Genomic DNA, 12,500 nt, shown 5'->3' with positions numbered 1-12,500 from the left:
CCCGCCCCCCGCCCCGCCCCACCCGTCGAACACGGGGTCGGCGACCGTTATCCGCCGGATCTGGTCGCTGACCCCGTGTTCGACGGGGGATTGGGGGCGTGTTCGGCCGGGGACGATGAGATTCCGCTGCGGCTACGGTCTGTTTCTCGTCGATCCCTCCCGACCGGAAGGCCCACCATGACCGCGACGCTCGTGTCCACCCTGTTCCTCTCGCTCGACGGCGTCGCCGAGATCGACCCGGCGTGGCACTTCCCCTACTTCGACGACCACATGGCCGCGGCGGTGGACGAGGACTACCGGGACGTCGACGCGCTCCTCCTCGGGCGCGTCACGTACGACAGCTTCGCCGGCGCGTGGCCCGAGCGGGAGACCGCCGGGGACGAGGACGCGGAGTTCGCCGCGCGCCTCGGGGACCTGCGCAAGATCGTCGCGACGCGCGGCGACCAGGACCTCGGGTGGCGGCACGTCGAGCGGGTCGACGGCGACCTCGTCGACGCGGTCCGCGCCCTCAAGGAGGAGCCGGGCGTCGGCAAGGTGCTCGTCGCCGGGTCGATCTCGGTGGTCCGCCAGCTCCTCGCGGCCGGGCTGCTCGACGAGCTGCGCCTGCTCGTCCACCCCGTCGCGGCGCGCACCGGCGAGCGGCTGTTCGACGAGGGCGAGCCCGTCTACCCGCTGACGCTCCTGCGCTCGGAGACGTTCCCCACGGGCGTCGTGCGGCTCGTCTACGCCCCGGGCGAGATCCCCGGGGACGTCGGCTACGACGACGTCAAGGACAAGGTGCCGTCCGGCGACGCGTGACGCGCGACGGCGACCACCGCGACGTCGTCCTCGCGGCCCGGGTCGTCGAACGCCGCGACGACGCGCTCGCACAGGAGCGCCGGGCTCGCGCCGGCGCTCCGCCCGGCGACCTCGGCCAGCCGCTCCAGCGCGTCCACGAGGGACGACCCGCGGCGCTCGACGAGACCGTCGGTCACGAGCACGAGGAGGTCGCCGGGGGCGAGCACGTCGTGGTGCGCGGGGCGGGACCGCGGGCTGGGTACGCCCAGCAGGCGCGAGCCCGCCTTGGCCCGGTCGACCGTGCCGTCGGCGCGCACGAGGAGCGCGGGCAGGTGGCCGGCGTCCGTCAGCTCGAGGGCACCGGTCCGGGGGTCGAGCACGCACACGCACACGGTCGCGAACTCGGGGTGGTCCTCGCGCAGCGCCGCGTTGAGCAGGTCCAGGGCGGACGCCGCGTCGTGGCCCTCGCGCAGGTAGGCGCGCAGCGTGACCCGCACCTCCGCCATCACGGTCGCCGCGCGCAGCGAGTGCCCCTGGACGTCGCCGATGACGACGGCCACGCGCCCGTCCGGCAGGTCGAACGCGTCGTAGAAGTCGCCGCCGACGTCCAGCCGGTCGTCCGACGCCTCGTAGCGCGCGACGACCTCGACGCCGCCGCTCACCTGCAGCCCCGACGGCAGGAGCGCGCGCTGGAGCGCGAGGGCGATCCGGTGCTCCTCGGTGAACGTGCGCAGGTTCGACAGCGCGACCGTCGCGGCCTCCGTGAAGCGCGCGGCGGCCTCCTGCTCCTCGTCGGACAGCGGCTCGTCGCCGACCTCGATGCCCAGGCCGCCGACGAGCGCCCCCGACGCGTCGACGAGCCAGTGCGTGAACCATGCCGACGGCCCGACGCCCGCCTCGTCGAAGAGCGGCCGCCAGGGGAGGGGGACCTCGTCCGGGCCGAACACGGCGGTCGACACCCCGGTCGGCGGGAGGACCGCCGTCGGGCCGCGACCGCGCACGAGCGCGGCGCCCTCCGCGACGCAGACGGAGCGCAGCACGACCCCGGCGTCCGCGACGACCATCGAGATCACGGCGCGACCGAGGACGGCGCACGCGCCCCGGGCGGCGTGGTCGGCGACGGCCTCGGGGGAGCGCGCCTCGTGCAGGGGGACGAGCGCGTCGGTGAGCGCCTCCAGGCGGCGGGCGGTGCGCCCGGCACCACGCTGGGCGTCGACGCGCCGGCACAGCGCGCTGATCGTCGCGAGGAACTCGTCGCGGTCGAGCGGCTCGGGCAGGTAGGCGTCCGCGCCGCCCTCCAGCCCGGCGGTGCGGGCGGCGGCGTCGACGTCGGTCGCGGAGACGTGCAGCACGGGGAGGTGCGCGGTCGCGGGGTCGCTCTTGAGGATCCGGCACACCTCGCGGCCCGAGAGATCCGGCAGGTTCACGTCGAGCACGACGGCGTCGACCGGGGTCGTGGCGTGCGCGAGCGCGTCGCGGCCGGTCCCGGCCTCGACGACGCCGAACCCCGCCCGGCGCAGCCAGCTCGCCATGACGTACCGGTGCGCGGGCGTGTCGTCGACGACGAGCACGGTGCGGTCGGCGTTCATCGGCTCCGCACCTCGCGCCCCAGGGCCGCCACCAGGCGGTCGCGGTCGATCTCGGACTTGGCGAGGAACGGCACGTCACCGATGCCGGGCGGCGGCGGCGCGCTCGACATGAGCACGGCCGCCGTGCCCGGGTGCACGTCGCGGATCCTCGATCGCAGCGCGAGGCCGTCCGTGCCGGGCAGGCACACGTCGAGGAGCGCGACGTCGGCCGGGCCGTCGTGCAGGAGGGCGAGCGCGTGCGTGGCGTCGTGCGCGACGCTGACGCGCGCCGCGGCGTCGCGCAGCATCGAGGCGACGACCGACGCGTAGGCACGGTCGTCGTCGACGACGAGCACGTGCCCGATCGGGGTCTCGCGCACGGCGGCCTCCTCGGGCTCTGGGTGCGGGGCGGGGGCGTCCTCGGACGCCGCCGGGAGGGACGGGAGGCGCAGCGTGAACACGCTCCCGGCGCCCGGGCGGGACGTCGCGACGAGCGTGCCGCCCAGCGCCTCCGACGTGCGGCGCGCGTACGGCAGGCCGAGGCCCGTGCCGCGGACGGTCGGCTGGAGGCGGTTGGGCACCTGGACGAACTCCTCGAAAACGGCCTCCAGCTGGTCGGCCGGGATCCCGAGACCCGTGTCGCGCACGTCGAACCGCACGACGTCGCCGTCGGCCGCGGCCCGCAGCACGACCTCGCCCTCGTCCGTGAACTTCACCGCGTTCGTCAGCAGGTTCCGCAGCACGCGGGACAGCAGACGGCGGTCGGTGACGAGCGTGAGGCCGGGCTCGGCCGCGACGCGCAGGGAGACACCCGACCGCACGAGCGGCAGGGTCGTGCCGCGCAGCTCGTCGAGGAGCGCCCCGAGGTCGACGGGCGTGGGCTCGACGTCGTCGTGGCCCGCCTCGGCGCGCGCCAGGTCGAGCAGCTCGTCGACGAGCGTGAGCAGCGTCGTCGCGCTCTCGCGCAGGAACCCGACCTGCTGCGTCTGGTCGGCGTCGAGGTGGGAGTCCGCCAGGAGCGAGGTGAGGCCGATGATCGAGTTCACGGGCGAGCGCAGCTCGTGGCTGACGTTCCGCAGGAAGCGGGTCTTCGCCTCGTTCGCGGCGGCGAGCTCGCGCCCGCGCTCGTCGAGCTCGGCGTACAGCGCGACGACGCCGGTGTTGGTCTCCTCGAGCTCCGCCGACAGCTGGTCGTACATCGCGAGGACGCCGCGGTTCGTCTCTTCCAGCTCCTCGTTGAAGCGCCGGAGCTCGTCCTGCTGGCGCGTCAGCTCGTCGAGCGTCCGCACGAGCTCGGCGTTCTGCACGCGCACCTCGTCGCTCGCGTCGGCGACGTGCGCGGCGGCGGTGGAGCGGCGCACGCCCGCGAGCGTCGCCTCGTCCGTGCGCGCGGTGGCGGGCAGCGCCTTGGTGAGCAGCACGCGCGTGCCCGTCGGGTCGACCTGGAGGCCGGGGACGAGCCGTCGGGCGGCCGGGACGCCGCCGTCGCTCGAGTCGCCCTCGACGAGGAACGGCGTCCCCGCGACGATCTCGGCGCGCAGCGTGGCCTGCGGCAGCCCGGGCAGGACGCCCACGACGACGTCGGCCGTGCCGGAACCGACCGCGGACCGCCCGATCTCGGACAGCGCCGTCGCGACGCGCACCTGGTCCTGCGTGTCGAGGCCGAGCAGGCGGCAGATCTCCCGCCCGGCCCGGCGCAGCGCGAGCACGTCGGAGTCCGAGCGCAGCTGGGTGATGAGGAGGGTGGTGCTCACGCGGCCTCCCGGGCGATCGGCAGCACCGCCACGCACGAGTCGTCGCGGCGCACGGCGTGGTCGCGCAGCAGGACGCCCGCGACGACGAGGGGGGAGCGGGCCGCGAGGCCCGGGTAGTCGGCGAGCGACCACCGGGCCGTCAGGCCGTCGCTGTGCAGCACGACGACGTCGCCCGGCTCGACGGGGTACGTCGTCTCGCGCAGCGGCCGGCCGCGCGTCCCGGCGATGCCGGGGTGGCTCACGAGCCCGCGCGAGCGCGCCCCGTGGACGGTCCCGGCGATGTTGCCGAGGCCTGCGTGCCGTAGCACGCCGCCCGACGCCTGGACCACCGAGACGGCTGCGCCGCGCGTGCCGCCGAGGGCGCCGTGCACGCGCTCGAGGAGCGCGACCGCGCTCCCGGGCGGCGCGTCGAGGAAGGCCCGCACGGCAGCGCCGGAGGCCACCGCGGCGAGCGGGCCGTGGCCGAGCCCGTCGGCGACGAGGAGGCTGGGCACGCCGTCGTCGTGGCGCACCGCGAGGGCGTCGCCGCACACGTCCTGCCCGGTCATGGGGCGGGTCACACCCGTGGGCGCCGCGAGGTCGGTGGTCGCGCCGTGGGCGACGAACGTCGCCGCGATGACCGTCCCCTGGCCGGGCGACGTCCACGCGTCCCACGCCGACGCGAGGCGGGGGAGGGTGCCGAGGCCGATGCCGAGCGTGCCGCGGCTCGAGACGCCGTCGCGCATCGCCGCGGTGATGTCCCGCATGCCGGGCCCGGCGTCGACGGCGAGCACGTCGAGCGCGGCCTCGGCGCCGGTGCGCCGCACGCGGACGAGCACCGCGCCGCCCCCGGCGTGGCGGCACTGGTTGGTCGCGAGCTCGGAGACGACGAGCCCGACCTCCGCCGCGCGCTCGTCGTCGAGGCCGAGGTTCCGCGCGGCGGTGCTCGCGCCGCGACGCACGCTGCCGACCGCGGACGGGTGGTCCACGGTGTACCAGGTCCCGTCCTCGACGAGCGTGCGGCGGTCGTCCGGGCGGTCCGGCTCCGCCGAGGTCATCGGGACCAGGTCGCGATCTCGACGCGCGTGCCCGCTCCCGGCGCGGTGTCGATCGCGAAGTGCTGGACGAGGCGTCGTGACCCCGAGAGCCCGAGCCCGAGCCCGCCGCCGCTGGTCCAGCCGTCGGTGAGCGCGAGGTCGAGGTCGGGGATGCCCGGCCCCTCGTCCGAGAAGACGGCGCGGACGCCCGTCCGCGCCCCCTCCGTGACGAGCTGCACCTCGGCCTCGCCACCGCCCCCGTACACGAGGGTGTTGCGCGCGAGCTCGCTCGCCGCCGTCACGAGCTTCGTCTGGTCGACGAGCGAGAGGCGTGCCTGCTGCGCGAGCGACCGCACGAGCTGGCGCACCTTGACGACGTCGGAGTCCGTGCGGACCGGCACGCGCTCCGCGGTCGTCGGCGGCGGGGTGGTCGTGGTCACCTCTCCTCGCGCTCGGCGGCGGCGAGGAGCACGTCCTCGGCGGACCGCTCCTCGGGGGCGAGGAGCGCGAGGCCGCGCTCGACGTCCAGCGCGGTGCGGACGTCGCCGAGCGACAGGCCGAGCTCGACCATGGTGATGGCGACGGCCGGGCGCATGCCCACGACGACCGTCGTCGCGTCGAGCACGTGCGAGATCCCCGCGACGGACGCGAGCATGCGGCCGATGAACGAGTCGACGATCTCCAGCCCGGAGATGTCGATGATCACGCCGCGCGCACCGGTGTCGGTGATCCGCTGGGCGAGGTCCTCCTGGAGCTGCAGCGCCGTGTCGTCCTGGAGGTCGATCTGGATCGAGACGAGGAGCGTCGAGCCGATCTTGAGGATGGGGACGCCGTCGGTCATGCGGGGAGCCCGGCCTGCCGGGTGTCGCGGCTCGCGCGCAGCGCGTCGACGAGGGCGTCGGCGAGGGTCGCACGCGTGCGGATGTCGCCGAACTCGATGCCGAGCGCGACGATCGTCTGCGCGATCTGCGGGCGGATGCCGCTGATCGTGCACTCGGCCCCCATGAGGCGCGCCGCGACGACCGTCTTGAGCAGGTGCTGCGCGACCTGGGTGTCCACCGCGGGCACGCCCGTGATGTCGATGATCGCGTGCTCGCTGCCCGTGTCGACGAGCGTGTTGAGCAGCTTCTCCATGACGACCTGGGTGCGCGCGGAGTCGAGCGTCCCCACGAGCGGCACCGCGACGATGCCCTCCCAGAGCTTGACCACGGGCGTGGAGAGCTCGAGCAGCTGCTCGGCCTGCTCGGCGATGATCGCCTCGCGCGCGGCAGCGAACGTCTCGAACGTGAAGAGCCCGAGCTGGTCGACGAGGCGCAGCAGCGGGGTGACGTCCGTGTCGGCACCGGTCGCGGAGTCGAGCCGGTACAGGCCCTCCTTGAGAGCGAAGACGCCGATCGCGGTCTCGCGCGGCGTGAAGCCGAGGCGGGCGCGTGCGGACGACACGTCCGCGAGGATGCCGCGGAGCTGGTCGAACGCCGGCTCGGCGAGCGAGACGCCGCCGGCGCGCAGGCCCTCGAGGAGCGCGTCGAGGATCTCGCCCTGCTCGCGCTCGAGCTCGCCCCGCGAGGTGCGGCCGTGGAGCTCGTTCGCTGCAGCCTCCAGCCACGCGCTGCGCACGGCGTCCGCGTGCTCGATCAGGGTCCGAGCAAGAGTCTCGGGGGTGGCGGCGTCGGCCATCGGGGTTCCTTCCACGGTGAGAGCGACGCCGAACGGGCTCGCGGCGGTCGCGCGCCCGCCAGTGTACGCAGGGCGCGGGCGCTCGCAGCGCGGCTGTGGGCGGGCGGTCGCGCGCACGGCGCCGCGACCTCGTGACTCGTCCTCGCCGTGAGGCGGACGACACACCACGGGACGCGGTCCGTGGGGGTGCTCGGCCCGCGTCCGTGCGCACGACCGGCCCCCTGCGAGCCGCCCGAGCACGGTCGTCCCCGTGCCCGGGCGGGGCGCGGGCTAGTTGCGCAGGTCGAGGTAGCGGTCGATGAGGCCCGCGGTGCTCGGGTCCTGCGCCGCGAGGGCGTCCTCGTCGCCCGCGACGGCCGGCGCGATCTCGAGCGCGAGCTTCTTGCCGAGCTCGACGCCCCACTGGTCGAAGCTGTCGATGCCCCACACGACGCCCTGCACGAACGTGATGTGCTCGTAGAGCGCGATGAGCTGGCCCAGCACCGACGGCGTCAGCGCGGGGGCGAGGATCGACGTCGTCGGGCGGTTGCCCGGGAAGGTGCGGGCGCTCACGAGGTGCTCCGCGGTGCCCTCGGCGCGGACCTCGTCCGCCGTCTTGCCGAACGCGAGCGCCTTGGTCTGGGCGAAGAAGTTCGCGAGGAACAGGCCGTGCACGTCCGCGCCGGGCTGGACCGCGCCGCCGTCGCCCACCGCGTCGACGAGGGGGTGGGCGGGGTTCGCGACCGCGATGAAGTCGGCCGGGATGAGGCGGGTGCCCTGGTGGATGAGCTGGTAGAACGCGTGCTGGCCGTTCGTGCCCGGCTCGCCCCAGAAGATCTCGCCGGTCTCCGTCGTCACGGGGGAGCCGTCCCAGCGCACGCGCTTGCCGTTGGACTCCATGGTGAGCTGCTGGAGGTAGGCCGGGAAGCGGTGCAGGTACTGCGCGTACGGGAGGACGGCGTGCGTGTGCGCGTCGAGGAAGTTCACGTACCAGACGTTGAGCAGCCCCATGAGGACCGGGACGTTGCGCTCGAACGGCGTGCGGCGCACGTGCTCGTCGATCGCGTGGAAGCCCGCGAGCAGCTCGGCGAACCGGTCCGGGCCGATCGCGATCGCGAGCGACGTGCCGATCGCGGAGTCGACGGAGTAGCGCCCGCCGACCCAGTCCCAGAACCCGAACGCGTTCGCCGGGTCGATCCCGAACGCCGCGACCTTGTCGAGCGCCGTCGAGACGGCGACGAAGTGCTGCGCGACGGCGGCCTGCCGGGACTCGTCCGTGTCCTCGATCGCGCCGACCGCCGCGAGCTCCGTCCACAGCCAGTCGCGCGCGAGGCGCGCGTTGGTCAGGGTCTCGAGCGTGCCGAACGTCTTCGACGCGACGATGAACAGCGTGGTGCGCGGGTCGAGGCCCGCCGTCTTCTCCGCGACGTCCGTCGGGTCGATGTTCGAGACGAACCGGACCTCGATGTCCTGGTGCTTGTACGGCAGCAGCGCCTCGTAGGCCATGACCGGCCCGAGGTCGGAGCCGCCGATGCCGATGTTCACGACCGTGCGCACGCGCTCGCCGGTGACGCCCGTCCACTCGCCCGAGCGGACCTTGTCCGCGAACGCGTAGACCTTCGCGAGCTCGGCGTGCACGTCCGCGTCGACGTCCTGCCCGTCGACGACGAGGTGCTCGTCGTCGCCCAGCGGGGTCGGCCGGCGCAGGGCGGTGTGCAGGACGGCACGGTCCTCCGTGACGTTGATGTGCTCGCCCGTGAACATCGCCTCGAGGCGGTCGTCGAGGTGGACCTCCTCGGCGAGGCGCACGAGCAGCTCGAGCGTCTCGTCGGTGACGAGGTTCTTCGACAGGTCGACCGTGAGGTCGGCCGCCTGGTGCGTGAGGCGGCGCGCGCGGTCCGGGTCGGCCGCGAACCAGGTGCGCAGGTCCGGCTCCACGGTGTCGCGGTGCACGGTCAGCGCGGTCCAGGACGGCGTGGAGGTGGGGTCGATCGGGGGCGGCACGGGCTGCGAGGTCATGACCACCAAACTACTGACCGACGTCGGCCCTCGCCCACCCCGACCGTCCCGCGGTCCATGGTCCGGCGGCCTGACGAACGGCCGTCGCAGGTCCCTGGACCCCGGGCGCGCGGGGGCGGGCCGCGCGACGATGGGGGTCGTGCGCCGTCGGGCGCGCACCGGGCGGCGACGCCGTCGCACGGCCCACGAGCGACGATCGGAGGAGGGACCATGGCGGAGGTCGTGCTGTTCCACCACGTGCAGGGACTGACGGAGGGCGTGCGGACGCTCGCGGAGACGCTGCGCGGCGCGGGGAACGTCGTGCACACGCCGGACCTCTTCGAGGGGCGCACGTTCGCGACCCTCGACGAGGGCATGGCCCACGTGCAGGAGCTCGGCTTCGGAACCGTGCTGGAGCGCGCCCGGGGGGCCGTGGACGGCTACGACCTCGGTGTCGTGTACGCGGGGGTCTCCCTCGGCGTCCTCCCGGCCCAGATGCTCGCCCAGACGCAGCCGGGCGCCAAGGGCGCGGTGCTGCTCGAGGCGTGCGTGCCCGTCTCCGAGTTCGGCGACGCCTGGCCCGACGCCGTGCCCGTCCAGGTGCACGGCATGGACGCGGACCCGTCGTTCGCGGGCGAGGGCGACCTCGACGCCGCGCGCGAGCTCGTGGAGTCCACGCCCGACGCCGAACTGTTCGTCTACCCCGGCGACCGCCACCTCTTCACGGACCCGAGCCTGCCGTCGTACGAGCCGGAGGCCGCCGCGCTCGTCACCGAGCGGGTGATCCGCTTCCTCGACGGCATCCGCTGAGCGGTCCGGCCGCGACGGCCCCCGGGGTCAGGGCGCGCTGCCGGGCTCCGGTGCGTCGAGCACGAGCTGCCACTCCGCCTCGACGCCCGTGGGCGCGAAGCCCAGCGCGACGTTGATCGCAAGCATGTGCCGGTTCTCCTCGGCGTTCCACGTGTGCACGCGGCGCGACGACGGCCGGGCGCGCGCCAGCTCGTCGAGCACGGCGACCTTGACGAGCAGGCCCAGGCTGCGCCCGCGGTGCTCGCGCAGCACGAGCGTGTCCTCCTGGAACACGACCTCGGGCCGGTCGCGGGGGTACGCGACCATGGAGAACGCGGCGAGCGTGCCCGTCGCCGTGTCCTCCGCCGCGGCGACGACGTAGCCGCGGCCCCGGTCGTGGATCTCCCGGGAGAAGGCCCGGACGCGCTCCGCGTCCCACGGGTCCTCCGCGAGGTCGAGGCCCCCGCTCGGGGCGTCGGTGCTCATGCGCGTCTCGAGCACCGCGAGCTGCGCGAGCCACTCCTCGGGGACGTCGTCCGTCCACACGTGCACGCGGTACCCGGCCGCCCGCGCCGTCGCCGCGTCTCGCAGCGGGTCGAGCACGGCGGGCGGCACCGGGAGCGCGAGCACGGAGTGCCGCATCACCTGCTCGAGCGTGAAGCCGCGGTGCAGCGCGAAGGTCGTCGCGTCGTCGTGCGCCGGGACGCGCCCGCTGCCCGTGGGCGCCTCGATCGCACCCGGGCCGGGCGGCGGCTCCGGCGCGAACGACGAGTCGGACTGGACCACGCGTCGCCCCTCGGCCCGCACGACGTCGAGCGCCGCCTCCCACAGCGCCGTGCCGACGCCGCGGCGCCGGTGCGCCGGGTCCACGCCGACGTAGACGAGCGCCGTGTGCGTGTTGCCCTGCTGCGGGAGCGCCACCATCGACCGGCCGACGACGTCCTCGGGCCGGGGCGTCGTGCCGTGCGGGGCGTCGTCGAGCACCGCGACCCACCGCAGCACGCGGCGGTAGCCGGCGCTGGCGACGGTGGACGCGACCGTCGCGGCGTCGAGGGCGAGATCGGTGTGGCCGTGGATCGCGCGGTCGATCGCGTCGCCCACCCGGACCGTGCCGTGGACGGCCCACGCGTCGGGCGCGTCGAGGCGCCCGGGGACGGGCTCGATGCGCACGCGCCCGTCGCGGGTCGTGGGGGTGGTCGGTCCTGCGCTCACTCGGCGCCCCCCGGCGTCGTCCGGCGCTGCCACGCGGCCCACACGCCCGCGGGGCGGAAGCCGAGGGCGACGTTGATCGCGAGCATGTGGTCGTTCTCCTGCGCGTTCCACGTGTGGACGCGTCGGGCGCCCGGGCGCTGTGCCGCGAGCGCGTCGAGGTTGGCGACCTTGACGAGCATCCCGAGGCGGCGCCCGCGGTGCTCGCGCAGCACGAGCGTGTCCTCCTGGATCGCGAAGTCCTCGCGGCCGCGCGGGTGGACGAGCACGGTGAACGCCGCGAGCGTGCCCGACGGCACGTGCTCGGCGGCGCACACGAGGAACGCGTCGTCGTTTTCCGCCTGCTGCTGCACCCACGTCCGCACGCGCCGCGCGTCCCACGGGTCCTCGCCGTAGTCGACGCCGCCCGTGGGCGCGTCTGTGCTCATGCGCGTGAAGAGGACCGCCACCTGGTCGGCCCAGGCCTCCGGGACCTCGTCGGTCCAGGTGTGCAGGCGGTAGTCGCTGCCCGCCGCGGCCCGGGCGTCCTCGCGGTGCGCGTCGAGGACCGCGGGCACGACCGGGAGGTCGAGCACCGAGTGCCGCTCGACCTGCTCGAGCACGTACCCGTGCGCGCGCAGGAAGCGCGGTCCGGGCGCGTCCGCGGGGACCCGGCCCGCGCCCGTCGTGGCTTCGAGCGCGCCGGGCCCGGGCGGCGGCTCCTCGCCGTGGTTCGTGTCCGAGAAGAGCACGGTGCGCCCCGCGTCGAGGTTCAGCCGCTCGCCGAGCGCGAGCAGCGCGCCCCCGATGCCGCGGCCCCGCTCGGCGGGACGCACGACGGCGTAGGACTCGCCCAGGTGCTCGTTGCTCGTGACCGGGCGGGTCACGAAGAGGTGCGCGACGACGTCCGCCACCGCGGGCGGGACGCCCTGCTCGTGCCACGCGGACGCCGCGGCGGAGCGCACGACGACGAACCGGCGCTTCGTGGAGTACTCCTGGTGGGCCATGCCCGTGAAGATCTCGCGGGGCGGCAGCGCGAGGTCGTCGTAGCCGTGCACCTCGAGCTCGTGCTCGCGTCCGACGTCCGCGACGGCGAGGTAGGCCCACGCCTCGGGCGCGTCGAGCGACGCGGGGTGCGGGGCCTCGACGAGCGTGTACCCGCGCGGGAGGGAGACGTCCGGGACGGGAGGGGCGACGGCGCTCATGGGTCCAGCGTGTCCGGCGCACGGGCGGCGCGTCCACGGCAATACGCCCGGGACGCACGGACGGCCCGGTCCCCCTGAGGGGACCGGGCCGTCCGGGGAAGCGGGCCGCCGGTGCGGCCGACGCCGTCAGGCGCGCTTGCGGTTGGTGAACCAGGACCAGATGAACACCACGATGATGGAGCCGATGAGCGCGAAGCCCCACGTGCCGAGGTCGAAGAACTCCTCGTTGACGTCGGTGCCGAACACTGCCGAGGCGATGAAGCCGCCGAGCAGGGCGCCCACGATGCCCAGCAGGAGGGTGACGATCCAGCCGCCCTTCTGCTTGCCCGGCACGATCGCGCGGGCGATGGCACCCATGATGAGGCCGATGAGGATCCAGCCGATGATGCCCATGTCACGTCTCCGTTTCCGGTAGGGACAGATCCGGCCAAAAGGACTCTTGCCCCGAATGACCTGGCACCACCGTGGCACGGGTGCCCGGATCTCGCACGCCGACGACGGTCTTCCGGGGCGGGGCGACCTCGCCGGCACCGGGCTCCGCGCGGTCTC

The 12,500-nt window shown here is 75.0% G+C and carries 12 protein-coding genes; 2 read left to right on the top strand and 10 right to left on the bottom strand.

The features are described from left to right. Window positions 1-177 precede the first annotated feature (177 nt). A complete protein-coding gene (locus ACI769_RS16150; protein ID WP_409141956.1) occupies window positions 178-798 on the top strand; it encodes a dihydrofolate reductase family protein in 621 nt (206 codons plus the stop codon). Here ACI769_RS16150 and ACI769_RS16145 read toward each other — a convergent pair. The 7 genes from ACI769_RS16145 to pgi form a co-directional block, all read right to left on the bottom strand. Further along, the gene (locus ACI769_RS16145; protein WP_409141955.1) at window positions 756-2,366 is read right to left on the bottom strand and encodes a SpoIIE family protein phosphatase; all 1,611 of its coding nucleotides are present in this window, start codon (window positions 2,364-2,366) and stop codon (window positions 756-758) included. The genes ACI769_RS16150 and ACI769_RS16145 overlap by 43 nt on opposite strands. Then, window positions 2,363-4,099 (bottom strand): ATP-binding protein, encoded by a 1,737-nt coding sequence (locus tag ACI769_RS16140; RefSeq protein WP_409141954.1) that lies wholly within the window; start codon window positions 4,097-4,099, stop codon window positions 2,363-2,365. The genes ACI769_RS16145 and ACI769_RS16140 overlap by 4 nt, the downstream gene beginning before the upstream one ends. Then, a complete protein-coding gene (locus ACI769_RS16135) occupies window positions 4,096-5,136 on the bottom strand; it encodes an ATP-binding SpoIIE family protein phosphatase (RefSeq protein ID WP_409141953.1) in 1,041 nt (346 codons plus the stop codon). Before ACI769_RS16135 ends, ACI769_RS16140 begins: the two co-directional genes overlap by 4 nt. Beyond that, window positions 5,133-5,555, bottom strand: coding sequence for an anti-sigma regulatory factor (locus tag ACI769_RS16130; RefSeq protein WP_076404441.1), 423 nt, complete (start codon window positions 5,553-5,555; stop codon window positions 5,133-5,135). The genes ACI769_RS16135 and ACI769_RS16130 overlap by 4 nt, the downstream gene beginning before the upstream one ends. Further along, window positions 5,552-5,956: an STAS domain-containing protein gene (locus ACI769_RS16125; protein ID WP_021483159.1), complete on the bottom strand. Its 405-nt coding sequence runs from the start codon at window positions 5,954-5,956 to the stop codon at window positions 5,552-5,554. Before ACI769_RS16125 ends, ACI769_RS16130 begins: the two co-directional genes overlap by 4 nt. Beyond that, window positions 5,953-6,792, bottom strand: coding sequence for an STAS domain-containing protein (locus ACI769_RS16120; protein WP_043653447.1), 840 nt, complete (start codon window positions 6,790-6,792; stop codon window positions 5,953-5,955). Before ACI769_RS16120 ends, ACI769_RS16125 begins: the two co-directional genes overlap by 4 nt. Before the next feature lie 270 nt (window positions 6,793-7,062). Next, on the bottom strand, window positions 7,063-8,790 hold the full coding sequence (gene pgi / locus ACI769_RS16115) for a glucose-6-phosphate isomerase (RefSeq protein ID WP_171468428.1): 1,728 nt from the start codon (window positions 8,788-8,790) through the stop codon (window positions 7,063-7,065). A 210-nt stretch (window positions 8,791-9,000) separates the two neighbouring features. Here pgi and ACI769_RS16110 point away from each other — a divergent pair, with 210 nt between their 5' ends. Next, on the top strand, window positions 9,001-9,579 hold the full coding sequence (locus ACI769_RS16110) for a dienelactone hydrolase family protein (protein WP_021483513.1): 579 nt from the start codon (window positions 9,001-9,003) through the stop codon (window positions 9,577-9,579). Between the two features lie 27 nt (window positions 9,580-9,606). On the opposite strand, the gene ACI769_RS16105 is transcribed toward ACI769_RS16110, so the two are convergent. The 3 genes from ACI769_RS16105 to ACI769_RS16095 form a co-directional block, all read right to left on the bottom strand. Next, complete coding sequence (locus tag ACI769_RS16105; RefSeq protein WP_409141952.1) at window positions 9,607-10,770, bottom strand: GNAT family N-acetyltransferase; 1,164 nt, start codon at window positions 10,768-10,770, stop codon at window positions 9,607-9,609. Further along, on the bottom strand, window positions 10,767-11,951 hold the full coding sequence (locus tag ACI769_RS16100; RefSeq protein ID WP_171468426.1) for a GNAT family N-acetyltransferase: 1,185 nt from the start codon (window positions 11,949-11,951) through the stop codon (window positions 10,767-10,769). Before ACI769_RS16100 ends, ACI769_RS16105 begins: the two co-directional genes overlap by 4 nt. A gap of 126 nt (window positions 11,952-12,077) precedes the next feature. Next, window positions 12,078-12,344, bottom strand: a complete 267-nt coding sequence (locus ACI769_RS16095; protein WP_009865881.1) for a GlsB/YeaQ/YmgE family stress response membrane protein — start codon at window positions 12,342-12,344, stop codon at window positions 12,078-12,080. Window positions 12,345-12,500 lie beyond the last annotated feature (156 nt).

Source organism: Cellulosimicrobium sp. RS (genome assembly GCF_046159675.1).
GTDB classification, from domain to species: domain Bacteria; phylum Actinomycetota; class Actinomycetes; order Actinomycetales; family Cellulomonadaceae; genus Cellulosimicrobium; species Cellulosimicrobium funkei.
This window is presented reverse-complemented; position numbering and strand designations above follow the sequence as displayed.